Annotated in this window: 14 protein-coding genes; 3 read left to right on the top strand and 11 right to left on the bottom strand. The window is 65.8% G+C overall.

Annotation, left to right across the window (positions count from 1 at the left end; genetic code table 11):
• Positions 1-4: 4 nt before the first annotated feature.
• The 5 genes from ACNFCH_RS16775 to ACNFCH_RS16795 all read right to left on the bottom strand — a co-directional run bounded on the left by ACNFCH_RS16775 (position 5) and on the right by ACNFCH_RS16795 (position 5,409).
• Complete coding sequence (locus ACNFCH_RS16775) at positions 5-286, bottom strand: peptidylprolyl isomerase (protein WP_043214523.1); 282 nt, start codon at positions 284-286, stop codon at positions 5-7.
• Positions 287-364: 78 nt separating this feature from the next.
• Complete coding sequence (locus tag ACNFCH_RS16780) at positions 365-1,426, bottom strand: 3-deoxy-7-phosphoheptulonate synthase (RefSeq protein WP_337159482.1); 1,062 nt, start codon at positions 1,424-1,426, stop codon at positions 365-367.
• A 661-nt stretch (positions 1,427-2,087) separates the two neighbouring features.
• A complete protein-coding gene (locus tag ACNFCH_RS16785; RefSeq protein WP_337159481.1) occupies positions 2,088-3,239 on the bottom strand; it encodes an acyl-CoA dehydrogenase family protein in 1,152 nt (383 codons plus the stop codon).
• A 16-nt stretch (positions 3,240-3,255) separates the two neighbouring features.
• On the bottom strand, positions 3,256-4,320 hold the full coding sequence (locus tag ACNFCH_RS16790; protein ID WP_416743151.1) for an enoyl-CoA hydratase/isomerase family protein: 1,065 nt from the start codon (positions 4,318-4,320) through the stop codon (positions 3,256-3,258).
• Positions 4,321-4,500: 180 nt separating this feature from the next.
• On the bottom strand, positions 4,501-5,409 hold the full coding sequence (locus tag ACNFCH_RS16795; protein WP_416743152.1) for a bile acid:sodium symporter family protein: 909 nt from the start codon (positions 5,407-5,409) through the stop codon (positions 4,501-4,503).
• A gap of 152 nt (positions 5,410-5,561) precedes the next feature.
• Here ACNFCH_RS16795 and ACNFCH_RS16800 point away from each other — a divergent pair, with 152 nt between their 5' ends.
• The gene (locus ACNFCH_RS16800; RefSeq protein WP_337159478.1) at positions 5,562-6,440 is read left to right on the top strand and encodes a Dyp-type peroxidase; all 879 of its coding nucleotides are present in this window, start codon (positions 5,562-5,564) and stop codon (positions 6,438-6,440) included.
• A gap of 122 nt (positions 6,441-6,562) precedes the next feature.
• On the opposite strand, the gene ACNFCH_RS16805 is transcribed toward ACNFCH_RS16800, so the two are convergent.
• The 6 genes from ACNFCH_RS16805 to ACNFCH_RS16830 form a co-directional block, all read right to left on the bottom strand.
• On the bottom strand, positions 6,563-7,885 hold the full coding sequence (locus ACNFCH_RS16805; protein WP_416743153.1) for a hypothetical protein: 1,323 nt from the start codon (positions 7,883-7,885) through the stop codon (positions 6,563-6,565).
• A 136-nt stretch (positions 7,886-8,021) separates the two neighbouring features.
• Positions 8,022-8,789 (bottom strand): SDR family oxidoreductase, encoded by a 768-nt coding sequence (locus tag ACNFCH_RS16810; RefSeq protein ID WP_337159477.1) that lies wholly within the window; start codon positions 8,787-8,789, stop codon positions 8,022-8,024.
• A complete protein-coding gene (locus ACNFCH_RS16815; protein WP_337159476.1) occupies positions 8,786-9,577 on the bottom strand; it encodes an SDR family oxidoreductase in 792 nt (263 codons plus the stop codon). Before ACNFCH_RS16815 ends, ACNFCH_RS16810 begins: the two co-directional genes overlap by 4 nt.
• Complete coding sequence (locus tag ACNFCH_RS16820; protein WP_337159475.1) at positions 9,574-10,392, bottom strand: molybdenum cofactor biosynthesis F family protein; 819 nt, start codon at positions 10,390-10,392, stop codon at positions 9,574-9,576. Before ACNFCH_RS16820 ends, ACNFCH_RS16815 begins: the two co-directional genes overlap by 4 nt.
• A gap of 76 nt (positions 10,393-10,468) precedes the next feature.
• Complete coding sequence (locus tag ACNFCH_RS16825) at positions 10,469-11,146, bottom strand: response regulator transcription factor (protein WP_416743154.1); 678 nt, start codon at positions 11,144-11,146, stop codon at positions 10,469-10,471.
• An 11-nt stretch (positions 11,147-11,157) separates the two neighbouring features.
• A complete protein-coding gene (locus tag ACNFCH_RS16830; protein ID WP_416743155.1) occupies positions 11,158-12,645 on the bottom strand; it encodes an aldehyde dehydrogenase family protein in 1,488 nt (495 codons plus the stop codon).
• A 317-nt stretch (positions 12,646-12,962) separates the two neighbouring features.
• Between ACNFCH_RS16830 and ACNFCH_RS16835 the strand changes: the two genes are divergently transcribed.
• Together ACNFCH_RS16835 and ACNFCH_RS16840 are read left to right on the top strand one after the other, a co-directional pair.
• Entirely contained in the window at positions 12,963-14,132 is a 1,170-nt protein-coding gene (locus ACNFCH_RS16835) for a p-hydroxyphenylacetate 3-hydroxylase oxygenase component (RefSeq protein WP_337159472.1), read from the top strand.
• 138 nt (positions 14,133-14,270) lie between these two features.
• Entirely contained in the window at positions 14,271-15,197 is a 927-nt protein-coding gene (locus ACNFCH_RS16840; protein WP_337159471.1) for a p-hydroxyphenylacetate 3-hydroxylase reductase component, read from the top strand.
• The last annotated feature ends 70 nt before the right edge of the window (positions 15,198-15,267 follow it).

Here is a 15,267-nt window from a genome sequence, read left to right on the forward strand (position 1 = left end):
GGGCTCAGTCCTGACGGCTGGTCACTTCCAACAGGTGATAACCGAACTGGGTCTTGACCGGGCCTTGCACGGTGTTGACCGGGGCGCTGAAGACGACAGTGTCGAATTCCTTGACCATCTGGCCTGGGCCGAACGAGCCCAGATCGCCACCTTGGCGGCTGGACGGGCAGGTGGAGTTGGCCTTGGCGACTTCGGCGAAGTCGGCACCAGCTTCGATCTGTGCTTTGAGTTCGTTGCACTTTTCGAGGCTGCTGACCAGGATGTGGCGGGCGGTGGCACGGGCCATGGGGGACTACTCCTAGGGTGAAAAAAGCAAGCCTAGCGCACTTGTTCGGCAAATGTCTCGCCAGGCTTGCCGCGCCTGTCACAAACGCTCGGCCGCCCGGCGCAGCAGCGCCTCGGTCGAGTCCCAGCCCAGGCAGCCATCGGTGATCGACACGCCGTACTTGAGCGGGCCCTTGCCCAGGGCCTGGCAGCCATCGTACAGGTGGCCTTCGAGCATCATGCCGATGATCGCCCGGTCGCCTTGCAGGCGCTGCTGCAACACTTCTTCGAAGACCGCGGGCTGGCGGGCTGGGTCCTTGCCACTGTTGGCGTGGCTGCAATCGACCATGACGCGCCCGGTCAGGCCAACCTTGGTCAGGCCTTGGCGTGCCTGGGCGATGCTCGCCGCATCGTAGTTCGGCCCCTGATGGCCGCCGCGCAGTACCAGGTGGGTGTCGGCGTTGCCCAGGGTTTCGATGATCGCCGGGTAGCCCTGGGCGTCCATGCCGAAGTGGCGGTGCGGATGGGCGGCGCTGCGCATGGCGTCGCAGGCGATGCCCACGCCACCGTCGGTGCCATTCTTGAAGCCCACGGGCAGTTCCAGGCCACTGACCATTTCACGGTGAATCTGTGATTCGGTGGTACGTGCACCGATGGCGGCCCAGCTCAGCAGGTCGTCGAAGTAGCCGGCGGCCATGGGCTGCAGCAGCTCGGTGGCGATCGGCAGGCCGCGCTCGATCATGTTCAGCATCAGCCCGCGGGAGAGTGCGATACCGCCGTGCATGTCATCGCTGCCGTCCAGGTGTGGATCGTAGGCAAGGCCTTTCCAGCCGACGGTGGTACGGGGTTTCTCGACATAGGCGCGCATCACCAGCAGCAGCTTGTCATCGACTTCGCGGCTGAGGGCGGCCAGACGGTCGGCGTATTCGAGGGCCGAGCGTGGGTCGTGGATCGAGCAGGGGCCGACGATCACCAGCAGACGCGGGTCGAGGCCTTCGAGGATGGCGCGCACGGCTTGGCGATGTTGCTGGACTTGCTGGGCGAGGGCAGTGCTGAGCGGCATCTGCTGCTTGAGCAGGTGCGGGCTGGGCAGACGCTGGCTGACGGCGGTGTTGGCAGCCTGGGGTTGGGTCAGGGGCAGGGCGAGGTTCGACGATTGCATGGCGTTTTTCCCTGGGCGGACGGCGGGTTCAGGCCCGCGTGGCCGGCCCTATCGAGGTGTTCGACAGATATTCGGTTTATGACTGCGTGCAGCATTGCCACCAGTGGACGACCGAACGGAGGCGGCAGGCTGGCCCGAACGGGATTGGCTAAATCGCCAGGCGTAGGCGTCTGCGTAGTAATAAGCGATGGTGTTCATGTCTGTTTCCTCAATGTGAATCGGTGTTTTCTAGAAGCCTTGAAAAGCAAAACCCCCGGTCGGGGAGCCGACCGGGGGTTTGAGTATTCTCGTGTTCGGCGGCCCCTCGAAGGTGGGCGCCGTGTGGGTATCAGCGGCGCCTAGTGGCTAAACCAATACCCAAAATAAAAGCTGGCAACGGCCTGGCAGCCAGCAACGGCCAGCACAGGGCGCACGGTGCGACCGGTGTGGTTGGCGTGGTTGCGGATGCTGTGGGACATATTGCTCTCCAGTGAATGAGCCCGAGCTTACTGCACCTTCAACGCAGTGTTCAATGGGTAATTGCTATGGCTTCGATCACTTTTGCAATCACGGGCGAGCAGGACAGCACGCTGTTCGCGGGTGAACCCGCTCCCATAAGTACAGCGGCGGTCTTCGCAAGCGCCGCTGTACCTGTGGGCTTACCCGCGAGCGGGCCCAGGGGTCAAAGGGGATAGTGCTTGAGCTCCCGCGCGATCAGCATGCGCTGGATCTCGCTCGAGCCTTCGTAGATCTGGGTGATGCGCGCATCGCGGTAATAGCGCTCCACCGGGTAGTCCTCCAGGTAGCCGTAGCCGCCATGCACCTGGATGGCCATCGAGCACACCCGCTCGGCCATTTCCGAGGCGAACAGCTTGGCCTGGGACGCCTCGGACAGGCACGGCTTGCCGGCAGTGCGCAGGCGTGCGGCGTGGAGGATCAACAGGCGCGTGGCGTTGATCTGTACCTGCATGTCCGCCAGCAGGTTGGCGATGCTCTGGTGTTCGTTGATCGGCTTGCCGAATTGCACCCGATCACGCGAATAGGCCAGGGCCGCTTCGAATGCCGCCCGGGCGATGCCCAGGGCCTGGGCGGCGATGCCGATGCGGCCACCTTCGAGGTTGGACAGCGCGATCGCCAGGCCCTTGCCCCGTTCGCCCAGCAGGTTGGCGGCGGGGATGCGACAGTTGTCGAGGGTCACCGCGCAGGTGTCGGAGGCGCGGATGCCCATCTTGTGTTCGCTGCGGTCGACCTTGAACCCAGGGTTGTCGGTCGGCACCAGGAACGCCGACAGGCCTTTCTTGCCAGCCTCCGGGTCGGTCACCGCAAAGACGATGGCCAGCCCCGCGCGGCGGGCATTGCTGACGAACTGCTTGGCGCCGTTGATGACCCAGTGCCCGTCGACCAGTTCCGCGCGGGTGCGCAGGTTGTGGGCTTCGGAGCCGGCCTGGGGTTCGGTGAGGCAGAAGCAGCCGATCACCTCGCCGCTGGCCAGACGTGGCAACCAGGCCTGTTGCTGTTCGGGTGTGCCATAGGCCAGCAGCGGGCCGCAGCCGACCGAGTTGTGGATGCTCATCATCGCGCCGGTGGCGCCGTCGCCTGCGGCGATCTCTTCCACCGCCAGGGCATAGGCCACGTAGTCGGTGTAACTGCCGCCGAAGTCCTCGGGCACGACCATGCCGAGCAGGCCCAGTTCGCCCATCTTGCGTACCACGGCGTCATCGATCCAGGCAGCCTTTTCCCAGGCCTGGGCATGGGGTGCGATCTCGCCACGGGCAAAGTCCCGGGCCATGTCGCGGATCATGATCTGCTCTTCGCTCAGTTCCAGGTCTTGCATCTGTGTACTCCCCGGCTCACAGGCCTTCGAAGAATTGGTTCACCCGCTTGGGATCGAGTCCGCTCAAGGTCGGCGGGTTCCAGCGCGGCTGCTTGTCCTTGTCGATGATCAGGGCGCGCACGCCCTCAATGATGTCCCCGTACTCGAACCACTGGCGATCCAGGTGCAGCTCCATCGCAAAGCAGTCCTCCAGGCTCAGGTGACGGCCGCGGCGCAGCATCTCCAATGTAACCGCCATGGCCAGCGGCGAGCGGCTTTCCAGCTGGTCGGCGGTGGCCAGCGCCCATTGATGGCTGTCGCCGATGCTCACGGTGCGCAGTTGCTCGAGCATGCTGGGCACATCGGGCAAGGCAAAGAAATGGTCGATCACCGAGCGCAGGCGGGCCAGCGGGGCGTCGTCCAGCGTCTGGGTGCCTAGCTTGGCCAGCAGGCCCTGGAGGTCCTTGAGTGGGTGGTCGCCGAACGCCAGCTTGTCCAGACCGGCGTCCAGGGCAGCGATCTTGTCGCTCTCCAGGAACCAGTCCGCCAGGCCGCAGTAAAGCGCGTCGGCAGCCTGGATCTGCACACCGCTCACGCCCAGGTAGATGCCCAGTTCACCCGGGACTCGCGACAGGAAGTGGCTGCCGCCAACGTCCGGGAAGTAACCAATGGCCACTTCCGGCATGCCCAGGCGGCTGCGCTCGGTGACCACGCGCATGTCGGCGCCCTGGGCCAGGCCCATGCCTCCGCCGAGGGTGAAGCCGTCCATCAGTACCAGCACGGGCTTGCGGTAGTGATGGATGCACAGGTCCAGGGCGTATTCCTCGACGAAGAAGTCGCGGTGCAGGTTGTTGCCAGCCTTGTAGCTGTCGTGCAGCGAGCGGATGTCGCCACCGGCGCAGAACCCTTTGGGCCCCTCGCCACGCAGCACCACGGCATGGACCTGCGGATCGTCCGCCCATTGGTTCAGGTGGTGTTGCAGGCTACGCACCATGTCGAGGGTGAGGGCGTTGAGGCCGGCGGGGCGATTGAGGGTCAGGTGGCCGACGTGATTGCGGATATCGGCCAGGACGTGGGCCTCGGAATGAGCGTGCGCGGTCATGATCGCGGTCTCCCTGCTTTGTTATTGATTTTCCAAGTGAAGTCTGGAAGTTGCGCTGGAGGATCGCAGGATCCTGTCATGCGAATATGCCATGCACAATCGGTAAATCTGCAGTGCGTTTCTGCATTTTTGCCTGGCGCGCGGCTTCCAGGGCCGTTCGGTCATCTTAGCGGGGCAGGCTCAGTCACCGGTTGCCCGGCGCGAGACGCTGCCGGCGGCCTCGGTTTGCGGGCGTGCGCGACTGACCCACCAGCCGAACACGGCGGCGGTGAAGAACATGATCAGGCTGTAGAGCGCCGCGGGCACGGCCATGGTCGGGTTGTTGAGCAGCGACGGGCTCAGCGCCAGGGCAATGGCCAGGGTGCCGTTATGGATGCCGATCTCCATGCCGATCGCGATCGCCTGGCGCCGGGGAATGTTCAGAAGGCGTGGCACCCAGTAGCCCACGCCGAGGCTCAGCAGGTTGAACAGCAGCGCTGCGCCGCCGACCACCGGGGCATACAGGACCACCGTCTGCCAGTCCTTTGCCAGGGCCAGCGCGATGGTGAAGGCCAGAAACAGCGCCGCCACCAGCTTCATGGGCTTTTCCATGCGCGTGGCGAAGGTGGGCAATGCGCGCCGGATCAGCATGCCCAGCGCTACCGGCAGCAGGACGATGGCGAACACCTGCATGACCTTGGCAAATTGCAGGGGAATGGCCTGGTCCGAGGCCATGAACCACGCCAGCGACAGGTTCACCAGCAGCGGCATGGTCAGAATGGCGATCAGCGAGTTGACCGCCGTGAGGGTGATGTTCAACGCCACATCGCCATGGGCCAGGTGGCTGAACAGGTTGGCCGTGGTTCCGCCTGGGGAGGCGGCCAGCAGCATCAGGCCCACCGCCAGGGCCGACTCCAGGCCGAAGCCATTGGCGATCAGAAAACACACCAGCGGCAGCAACACGATCTGGCAGGCCAGGCCGATGATCACGGGTCTTGGGTACTTCACCACCCGGGTGAAGTCGGCCAGGGTCAACGACAACCCCAGGCCCAGCATGATGATGCCCAGGGCGATGGGCAGGACGGCGGTCAACAGTGGCGAGGCGGTCATGGCGGCATTCCTTTGGCAAGTTCAAAGCAGTCTAGCCACAAGTTGGCGTCAGCCCTGTGGCAGGACCCTGGGTTTTTGCCGAGTCGATTTGTCGCTTGAAGCTTGCCGCCTGCGCCTCTAGCATGCCCGTTTTTACCGAGGATTAGCCCCCTATGCCGTTCCAGCAAGGTCTGCTCGCCAAACCCGTGCCGGCTCACGCCCGTCACCTGTTCTTCTCCCTGCAATCGGTCCAGGCGCTGCCCGCCGTGCTGGACGCCTTGCTGCCGCAGGTCGATGGCCAGAGCCTGATCCTTGGCGTGGGTGCCCCGCTGGTCAAAGCGTTGGGCCGCGACGTGCCGGGCCTGCGGGCGTTCCCGCAGTTGGATGCCGTGGTGGAAAACCCCAGCACCCAGCACGCCCTGTGGCTGTGGCTGCGTGGCGAGGAGCGTGGCGAGCTGTTCCTCCAGGCTCAAGCCCTGGAGCAATTGCTGGCCCCGGCACTGCGCTTGGTGGACAACGTGGATGGTTTCCTGCACCGAGGTGGTCACGACCTGAGCGGCTACGAGGACGGCACCGAGAACCCGGTGGACGACGAGGCGATCGAGGCGGCCATCGTCGCTGGCGAGCAGCCTGGCCTGGCTGGCTCCAGCTTCGCGGCATTCCAGCTGTGGAAGCACGACCTGAACTACTTCAAGTCGCTGCCTCAGGTTGAGCAGGACAACATCATCGGCCGCCGCCTGAGCGACAACGAGGAGCTGGAGGACGCACCGGCCTCGGCCCACGTCAAGCGCACGGCCCAGGAAAGCTTCGCTCCCGAGGCCTTCGTCGTGCGTCGCTCCGTGGCCTGGGCGGACGAGCGGGGCGCAGGCCTTGCCTTCGTGGCCCTGGGCCATTCACTGGATGCCTTCGAAGTGCAATTGCGGCGCATGAGCGGGTTGGAGGACGGCATCATCGATGGCCTGTACCGCTTCAGCCGTCCGCTGACCGGTGGCTATTACTGGTGCCCGCCGATGGGCGAGGCCGGGGTGGATGTGAGCCTGCTGCTGGGCTGATGGGTCTTGTGGGTGGGGCTGCTTTGCAGCCCTCTCGCGGCACAAGGCCGTTCCTACAGAGGACACCGTTCGACCTGTAGGAGCGACCTTGTGCCGCGAGAGTGGCGCGCTGGCCCCCTGCCTCAGAACGGCACCGCAACAGTCAACTGGCTGTAGACGTTGGTGCCGTTGCCGCCCACCTGGTTGCCGCCGTTGCTCTCATCCTTGCGTGGCTTGTACAGGCCCACCAGCGGGCTGATGATCAGGTGGTCGTTGACCGCCCATTCCAGGTACAGGTCCAGCTCCTGGGCGTCCAGGTTCAGGGTGTCGCGGGTGCGCACGGTATCGAAGTCGAAGAACAGCGCGCCGACGGTCAGGTCCTCACGGGGCGTGGCCTTGAGCCCGACGTGATGGACACCGGTGTTGCTGTTGAACGGCCCGGCATAGTTGCCGGCCACCTCACCCATCACCCAGGTGCCGTAACCGCTGGAAAACCCGGTGAACAGCGGGTCCCAGTTGTCGGAGTAGCGGGTGTAGCGGTAGGTCAGCTTCGGCGCCCAGGCAAGGTCGGCGAAGGTGTAGCCCGCTTCCAGGTACCAGGCCTGTTCCGGCCCGCCGCGTTTGTCCTGCCAAGCGTACTCGAAGGCGAAGCTGGCGTTCTTGACACCGGCATCGCCTTCGCCACGCACGCTGTAGACGTCCATGCCTTCACGGGCCTTCTGGAACTCACTGGCCCACTGGTCGGTGACGTCGATGCCGTGGATCCAGGTCAGCCCCAGGGTGCCCAGGGCGTGGGTGTAGTCCAGGGTGCCGGCGGCAAGTTCGGTCTCGGCCTGGGCGCGGTTGTCCGATTTGAGCCACAGCACGCTGCCATGCAGGCCCTCCTGGCCGCCCAGGCGCAGCATGGCGGTGCGGTCGAAGGCATGGCGAGCGCCGAGGTAGAAACCGCCGCCGCGGTTGAGCGCACCGTCGGCCGGCCCTTTACCCAGGTTGGGGCCGTCATCGTTGATCAAAAAGCCACTGCCCAGGTGGATCACCTGGCGTCCGCCGGAGATATCCACGCCATCTTTGCCCAACAGCGGGAACAGGTCGCCTGAGCGCCAGCCCAGGTAGGCGTCCTCGATCTTGGTGGTGCGCTCGGAACCGTCCTGGTTGCCGCCCGCATCGCCATCGCCCCAGGCCCCGGAGCTGACCCAGTTCAGCGCGCCATACAGGCTGCCGTTGCCGGCCAGTCCCTGGTCGCCACTGACCCCATACTTGATGAACCCTTCGCGCCAGGTGGAGCCCCCAGGCGTGCCGTCGTAGTTCTTGCGGCTGTTGAACATGCCCCACACCGCCAGCATGTCGGCGTTGAAGTGAGTGTCTTCGTCGGCGTACAGCTCATAGGCGACGGCCGCCTGGCTGGTGCCCAGCAGGGTAACGACCAGCGCGCCGGCGAGGGCGGAGCGATGTGCGGTGAAAAGCATTGGCGTTCCTCGTTTCTTTTTTTTGGTGTTGTGGAGGCAAAGCGGTCGGTGTGAGCCGACAACGCGGTATTAGTGCGTGGATGCAAGGTGCGGGTCTTGCCCATGGCTGCCAGGTCGCTTGCACCTGGCAGCCAGTTCACGGCGCCAGGGTCGCCTGGGTTTCCGGCAGCGTCGCACCGCCGTCCACGACCAAGGTCTGGCCGGTGATGTAGCTGGCAGCGTCGCTGGCCAGGAACACCATCGCCGCCGCGATATCACTCGGTTCGCCCAGCCGGCCCAGGGGCACGCCCTGGGCGATGCGCTGGTTGTGGGCGGGGTCGCCGAGGTTGTCCATGGCGGGTGTGCGAATCATGCCCGGCTCGACCCCGTTGACCCGCACCCCCAAGGGCGCAAGCTCCAGTGCCGCGTTGCGAATGAAGCCGTTGACCCCAGCCTTGGACGCCGCGTAGTGGCACAGCCCTGGGTATGCCACCCGGGGGCCGGTGACCGATGAGGTCGCCAGCACGCAGCCCCGACCCTGGCGGCGAAACAACGGCAACGCGCCCTGGGTCAGCCAGAACAGCGCCTCGAGGTTGACCGCCAATGTGCGCTGCAACAGCACAGGGTCGATGTCGGCAAAGGCGGTGAGCGGGAAGAACGCCGCGTTGTGCACCAGCACGTCCAGGCGATCCAGGCCGGCCAGCAGGGCCCGGATCGCCTGGGCATCGGCCAGGTCGATGGCCACGGCCCCCACCTCGTGGCCTCGGGCGCGCAGGCTGTCGACCAGCGCGTCGGCAGGTGCCTGGTCGAGGATCAGGACCTGGGCGCCACACGCTGCGAATGCCTCGACGATGGCCTGGCCGATCCCTTGCGCGCCGCCGGTGACCAGCACGCGCTGCCCGGTGAAGTCATGGCCGGCGGTCATGGCTGGCCTCCCAGCTGGGCATAGGCCAGGGTCGGCACGTCGACGATGGTCGAGCCCCCGTCGGCGGCGATCACTGCTCCGGTGATGATGCTGGCCTCGTCGCTGAGCAGGAACCTGCACACCGCCGCGATTTCTTCGGCGCTGGCCGGACGACGCAGGGGGACGTCGGCAGTGACGCGGCGGTAGGCGGTATCCAGATCCTCACCGTGATGATCCATCAGCACCTGCATCTCCTGGTCGGCCATGGGTGTGCGCACCCAGCCTGGGCACAGGCAGTTCACGCGCACACCCTCTGGCCCGTAGTCGCGGGCCAGGGAGCGGGTCAGGCCGATCAGGGCATGTTTGGCGGTGGTGTAGCCGCAGACCGCCGGCCCGGCCGCCAGGGCGGCGATGGAACCGAGCAGTACCAGGCTGCCACGTCGCTCGCGCAACAGCGGCAGGCAGGCGCGGGCCGTGTGGAAGGCGCTGTCCAGGTTGCTGCGCAGGGCGGACTGCCAGCTCTCATCGGAGGTCTGGCAGGCAGTGCCCACGCCGTGGCCGCCGGCGCTGGCGATCACCCCGTCCAGGCCACCGCAATGGGCCCGGATCTGTTCGATCAGGCCCGGCCAGGTGGCGCTCTCGGCCACGTCAGCGGCCAGCACCAGGCCGCCGGTATCCTGTGCCACCCGCTCCAGAGCGGTCCGGCGGCGGCCCACCAGCACGGTGCGCCAGCCTTGGGCCGCCAGCAGCCGGGCGCAGGCCTCGCCGATGCCGCTGCCGGCCCCGGTAATGAGTACGCTGCCGGTCACAGGCCGTACTCCGTGCGGTTGAGCACGCTGCAGTGGGACGACACCGGGAAATTCGACAGCGTGTCGAAGTCAGCGCCTTGGTAGCCGAAGATCTTGCCGTCGCTGCGGTGCTGTTGCAGGTCGATCATCACCAGGCCCAGGGTCGGCACGATCTTTTCGCGCCAGACGAACAGGTACAGCTGTTCGGCGATCTTGTAGTAGTGGGCGCGGTCGGTGTCGCACAGGCCTTGTTCGACGCCCTTGAGGCACTGCCAGCTGTAATAGCGCTCGTTCAGGTAGATGTGCTCGTACTCTTCGGTGGGGCTGTAGCGGTAGCGGTTGCGCAAGCCCACCAGCTCCTGGGTCGGCGCGTGAGGGCAGGCGCCGTCCTGCCAAGGGCGGTCCAGGCTGCCGTGATGGAAGTGTGCCTGCACATCGGTCAGCGGCTCGCCGGCCAAAGCGCGGGCATACAGCCCCCGCTCGACCTGGGAGGCCTCGGGCAGGCGGCCGAGCACGGCGGTGAACGATTGGCTGAGGGTGTCCAGCACCAGGGAAATCGACCAGGCCTGGCCGGCCTCGTGCTTGATGAAATCGACCAGGTAGATGCCTGGGCGCACCGAGGTCGCCCGGTACGGCGCGCTGCCGGCGCTGTGTCCATCGGCGGCCTGCCAGTGCAGGGCTTGGGCGTCGAAACGGTGCTCGATGATCCAGCCATTGGCGAAGTGCAGGGTCAAGGTGCGCCCGGCCAGGTCCGCCAGCTGAGGCAGGATGAACGCCTCGGGGGCGAAACCTTCGGCAAGGGCGCCCACGGTGATCCAGTCGGTTGGGTTCGGCATGTCGGTAACTCCTGTGATAGTGGAGTCCACAGGGTGCCGGGATGCGCCGGGGCGCGGTATCAACCGGATGGTTGAGTCACAGGTACAACGTACTGACCAGCTCGGTGCGATTGCTCACGCCCAACTTGCGGAACAGGTTGATCAGGTGCGTCTTGATGGTGGGCAGGCCGATGGCCAGGGCGCGGGCGATGTCCTTGTTGCTGGCCCCGTCGCGCAGCAGTTCGGCGATCTGCCGTTCGCGCGGCGTCAGTTCCTGGTTGGCGAGCGGCTTGGGCGTCGTCGAGGGCTGGCTGGCCACGGCCAGTTGCATCAGGCCGTGCAAGGGGAGCAGGCGGTCGAGTTCCTCGCCACGGAACTCGCCCAGGTTTGCGCCGCGCAGCAACGACACCCCGGCCAGGGGGCGGCCACCGACCTGGGCAATGATCTCCACCACGTCGACGACCTGATGGCGTTGCAAGAATCCCCGGTAGGCCTGGCCCTGGGCCGGAGGCAAATGCGCAAGCCCCTGGCGCAGGGACACCACCGGGCGCCCCAGCGCCAGGCAGCGCCCGGGCTGCAGCGGGTCGTACTCCCGGTAGTGCTCCAGATAGCGTCGGTGCATCGGCAGTTGCATGTCCTGCAGCAGGAAGTCGCAGGCCTGCTGCTGGCTGTCGATGCGGTAGAACGCCGCCAAGGACGCCGGCACCTGCTGGCTGAACGCCTGCAGGCAATAGCGGCCCAGGGCATCGTCGGAGACCGCGGCCCGTACGCTCATGGTCGCGACCCTCAGTAGCGGATCATCACGGATTTGAGTTCGGTGAAGTCGTCGATGAAGGCCGAGCCGAACTCCCGGCCAATGCCGGAGGCCTTGATGCCGCCGAACGGCACGGCAGGGTCGAGGAGGGTATGCATGTTCACCCACAGGGTGCCGGCCTGGATCTCGGGGATCATACGCATGGCCTTGGCCAGGTCGTTGGTCCACAGGCTGGCGCTGAGGCCGTAGGGGGAAGCGTTCATCAGGTGCAGGAGTTCGTCCTCGGTGTCGTAGGGCAGGAAAGTAGCCACCGGGCCGAAGGTTTCCTGGTTGAGCAGAGTGTCGCTGGATGAGCGGGCCAGAATCACCGTGGGCTCGACGAAGCAGCCCGGGCCGTCGCCGATCTGGCCACCATGGATGATCTGGCTCCCTTCGGCGCGGGCGGTGGCGAACAGCTCGCCCAACTTGCGCTGATGTGGCTTGTTGGCCACGGGGCCGAACTGGGTGCTTTCGTCCAGTGGCGAGCCGATTTTCAATTGCCCCAGGCGTTGGGACAGCGCCTCGAGCAAGGGGTCGATTCGCGAGCGGTGGACGTAGAAGCGCTCGCCGGCGGCGCAGATCTGCCCCGAATGCAGGAAGCCAGCTTCGATCACCCCGTCCACCGCCTTGTCGAGCGCGACATCGGGCAGGAACGCCACGGCATTCTTGCCGCCCAGCTCCAGGGTCGCCCGGGTCAGCTTGGCCCCCATGGCCGTCTGGCCCACGGCAATGCCGGTGGGCACGGAACCTGTGAACGAGACCTTGTCGGTACCGGGGTGCTCCACCAAGGCCTTGCCCACCGTGCCAGCACCGGTCAACACGTTCAGCGCGCCCGCTGGCAAGCCGGCATCGCTGGCAAGCTCGGCGATCCGCAGCAGGGTCAATGGCGTGAACTCGCTGGGCTTGAGGATGATGCTGCAACCGGTGGTCAGGGCGGAGGCGAGCTTCCAGATGGCGATCATGGTGGCGAAGTTCCACGGCACGATGCCCACCACCACACCGATCGGCTCGCGCAGGGTATAGGCGCTGTAGCGTTCGCCCGCGAAGGAGGGCAGGGACGGGGTGATGGTCTGGCCGGTGATCTTGGTCGCCCAGCCGGCGTAATAGCGCAAGAAGTGCGCGGCCTGCTCCACCTCGAAGGCGCGCGCGATGCCGATCAACTTGCCGGACTGCAAGGTCTCCAGCTGCGCCAGTTCCTCACGGTTGGCTTCCAGCAGGTCGGCCAGGCGCAACAAGACTGCGGCACGTGCTGCGGGGCTGGTGCGCGACCACGCGTGGAAGCCATCGCGCGATGACGCGACGGCGTGCTCGACATCGGCCTGGTTGGCGTCGGCCACCTGGGCGAGGGTTTCGCCGTTGGCCGGGTTGACCACGGCGATCCGCGTGGCCGATTGGCTGGCGACCGTTTCGCCATGGATGTACAGGCCATGGTCACGTGCCAGGAAGGCAGTCACCGAGGGCAGCAGAGAGATGTCGCTCATGGGCGGGCTCCGGGTAGGGTCAGCGGGGTGTGGCGCGGCCCATCGCTTGCCCTGTGCAAGCGGCCGTGCGGGGCGACAAGGCGCGAGCCCCTGGGATAGATGCGTCAGGCCGAGCTTAAAGGCCCCAGTCGCAATGGTTCTTGTCTGCCTGTGCCAGCGTCCATGACCCAGGCTGCCAGCCTGGGTGTGGCCATGAAAAGTACAATTCGAGCTGCGGAAGGTGCATTTTCAGCAGCGTCGGATGGCTCCCATACTGGCCCGGCATTCATCAGCGAGACGCCACTGCTCGCCAAGGTCCAATAACAATGAGCCAGACCATGAAAAAGCCAAACTCCCTGCTGGAAGACCTCAAGCCGCTGCTGCCCGCCATCGCCGCCAATGCTGCCCAGGCCGAGCGTGAGCGCACTGTGCCTGCCGAGAACATCGCGTTGCTCAAGAGCATTGGCCTGCACCGGGCGTTTCTGCCCAAGCCCTATGGGGGCCTGGAGATCAGCCTGCCCGCGTTCGCCGAGTGCATCGCGACCTTGGCCGGCGCCTGCGCCAGTACCGCCTGGGCCATGAGCCTGCTGTGCACCCACAGCCACCAGTTGGCGATGTTCTCGGCCCAGTTGCAGGAAGAAATCTGGGGCACCGACCCGGATGCGACCGCCAGCAGCAGCATCGCCCCGTTCGGCCGTACCGAAGAAGTCGACGGTGGCGTGCTGTTCAGCGGCGAGATGGGCTGGAGCAGCGGCTGTGACCACGCCGAATGGGCGATCATGGGCTTTCGTCGGGCCAACGACGAAGGCGGGCAGGACTACTGCTTCGCCGTGCTGCCACGCAGCGATTACCAGATCCGCGATGACTGGTATGCCGTGGGCATGCGCGCCAGCGGCAGTCGCACTCTAGTCGTCGAGCGCGCCTTCGTGCCCGAGCATCGTATCCAAAAGGCCAAGGACATGATGGAAGGCAAGTCCGCAGGCTTTGGCCTGTACCCGGACAGCCAGATCTACTTCAACCCGTATCGTCCGTATTTCGCCAGCGGGTTCTCCACCGTCAGCCTGGGGATCGCCGAGCGCATGCTCGAGGTGTTCCGCGACAAGACCCGCAACCGCGTACGCGCCTATACCGGAGCCGCGGTCGGTGCGGCGACACCGGCGCTGATGCGCCTGGCCGAGTCCACCCATCAAGTGGCGGCGGCGCGCGCCTTGCTGGAAAAGAGCTGGGAGGAAATCGCCGACTTCAGCGCCCGTCATCAGTACCCGACTCGCACGCAGCTGGCGTTCTGGCGCACCAACCAGGGCTACGCCACCAAGCTGTGCATTCAGGCGGTGGATCGCCTGATGGAAGCTGCCGGTGGCGGCGCCTGGTTTGAAAGCAACGAGATGCAACGGCTGTTCCGCGATGCGCACCTGACCGGTGCCCACGCCTACACCGACTACGACGTATGCGCGCAGATCCTTGGCCGCGAGTTGATGGGCCTGGAGCCGGACCCGGCGATGACCTGAGGGGCCATGCCCACGCAGTGACGGATGCGACCCATTCGCGGGTAAACCCGCTTCCACAACTCACCACACGCCCCTGTGGAAGCGGGTTTATCCGTGCATGGGCCGACGCCCCTCTCAAAACAACAACAGGAGCCTTGCATGTCCACTTCCTTCGATGCCCGCGCCTTTCGTCGCGCTTTGGGCAACTTCGCCACTGGCGTCACCGTGATCACCGCCGCCGATGCCAGCGGTCGCAAGGTTGGCGTCACCGCCAACAGTTTCAACTCGGTGTCCCTGGACCCGCCCTTGATCCTCTGGAGCCTGGACAAACGCTCCAGCAGCCATGCCGTGTTCGAGGCCGCTGAGCATTTTGCCGTGAACGTGCTGGCCGCCGACCAGATCGACCTGTCCAACACCTTCGCCCGCCCCAGTGAAGACCGCTTTGCCGGTATCGAGCATGAACTGGGTGAGGGTGGTGCGCCCTTGCTGCCCGACTGCGCGGCGCGCCTGCGTTGCCAGAAGTACCAGCAACTGGATGGGGGCGATCATTGGATCATGATCGGCAAGGTGCTGGCCTTCGACGACCTGGGGCGCTCGCCGTTGCTGTATCACCAGGGCGCTTACTCCATGGTGTTGCCGCATACCCGTATGACCCGTCGAAGCGAGGGACAGCCGCCGAGCAGTCACTTCCAGGGGCGCTTGCAGCACAACCTGTACTACCTGATGACCCAGGCGCTGCGCGCCTATCAGGCCGGGTACCAGCCACAGCAACTGGCCACCGGGCTGCGCACCAGCGAGGCGCGCATGCTCATGGTGCTGGAGCACGACGCAGGCCTGGCATTGCCTGAATTGCTGCGTGAGGTGGCGATGCCCGAACGGGAAATCGTCGAGGCCGTCGCCAACCTGTCGCGCAAGGGGTTGGTCACCGATGACAACGGCCGGGTGTGCCTGACCGACAAAGGCCGTGACGAGACCGAAGGGCTGTGGAGCCTCGCCCAGGCTCAACAGGACCGGGTGTTCGGGCAGTTCAGCGCTGAGCAGTTGGAAACGTTCAAGACGGTGCTCAAGGCCGTAATACAAGGCTAATGGGGCTGCAGCGCAGCCCCGGCGAGGGTGCTGGCAGCCAGCAACAAACCCCACGGCAGCCAGCGTCAAG

This window comes from Pseudomonas sp. NY15354 (genome assembly GCF_048068075.1).
Taxonomy (GTDB): domain Bacteria; phylum Pseudomonadota; class Gammaproteobacteria; order Pseudomonadales; family Pseudomonadaceae; genus Aquipseudomonas; species Aquipseudomonas guariconensis_C.

Coding starts and splice junctions, on each gene's coding strand:
- ACNFCH_RS16775 (WP_043214523.1), bottom strand. CDS start 286: ATGGCCCGTGCCACCGCCCGCCACATCCTGGTCAGCAGCCTCGAAAAG.
- ACNFCH_RS16780 (WP_337159482.1), bottom strand. CDS start 1,426: ATGCAATCGTCGAACCTCGCCCTGCCCCTGACCCAACCCCAGGCTGCC.
- ACNFCH_RS16785 (WP_337159481.1), bottom strand. CDS start 3,239: ATGCAAGACCTGGAACTGAGCGAAGAGCAGATCATGATCCGCGACATG.
- ACNFCH_RS16790 (WP_416743151.1), bottom strand. CDS start 4,320: ATGACCGCGCACGCTCATTCCGAGGCCCACGTCCTGGCCGATATCCGC.
- ACNFCH_RS16795 (WP_416743152.1), bottom strand. CDS start 5,409: ATGACCGCCTCGCCACTGTTGACCGCCGTCCTGCCCATCGCCCTGGGC.
- ACNFCH_RS16800 (WP_337159478.1), top strand. CDS start 5,562: ATGCCGTTCCAGCAAGGTCTGCTCGCCAAACCCGTGCCGGCTCACGCC.
- ACNFCH_RS16805 (WP_416743153.1), bottom strand. CDS start 7,885: ATGCTTTTCACCGCACATCGCTCCGCCCTCGCCGGCGCGCTGGTCGTT.
- ACNFCH_RS16810 (WP_337159477.1), bottom strand. CDS start 8,789: ATGACCGCCGGCCATGACTTCACCGGGCAGCGCGTGCTGGTCACCGGC.
- ACNFCH_RS16820 (WP_337159475.1), bottom strand. CDS start 10,392: ATGCCGAACCCAACCGACTGGATCACCGTGGGCGCCCTTGCCGAAGGT.
- ACNFCH_RS16825 (WP_416743154.1), bottom strand. CDS start 11,146: ATGAGCGTACGGGCCGCGGTCTCCGACGATGCCCTGGGCCGCTATTGC.
- ACNFCH_RS16830 (WP_416743155.1), bottom strand. CDS start 12,645: ATGAGCGACATCTCTCTGCTGCCCTCGGTGACTGCCTTCCTGGCACGT.
- ACNFCH_RS16835 (WP_337159472.1), top strand. CDS start 12,963: ATGAAAAAGCCAAACTCCCTGCTGGAAGACCTCAAGCCGCTGCTGCCC.
- ACNFCH_RS16840 (WP_337159471.1), top strand. CDS start 14,271: ATGTCCACTTCCTTCGATGCCCGCGCCTTTCGTCGCGCTTTGGGCAAC.